The following is a 236-nucleotide window of genomic DNA, read 5'->3' on the forward strand; positions in this document are numbered from 1 at the left end:
GTGACCTTGATGTTGGCCGAAGCGCGCAGGAGAGCGACGCCGCCGCCTGCAACGATGCCTTCTTCCACGGCCGCGCGGGTCGCGTTGAGGGCGTCGTCGACGCGGTCCTTCTTTTCCTTGACTTCGACTTCCGTCGCGCCGCCGACGCGGATCACCGCGACGCCGCCCGCGAGCTTCGCCAGACGTTCCTGCAGCTTCTCCTTGTCGTAGTCCGACGTGGTCTCTTCGATCTGCTG

The 236-nt window shown here is 66.1% G+C and carries 1 protein-coding gene; it reads right to left on the minus strand.

Going from position 1 to position 236, the window contains the following annotated elements; genetic code table 11:
• Nucleotides 1-236: TCP-1/cpn60 chaperonin family protein (locus X771_RS01000000165730; protein WP_033001618.1), on the minus strand; the 236-nt coding region annotated here is incomplete at both ends.

This window comes from Mesorhizobium sp. LSJC269B00 (assembly GCF_000502815.1).
Lineage (GTDB): Bacteria > Pseudomonadota > Alphaproteobacteria > Rhizobiales > Rhizobiaceae > Mesorhizobium.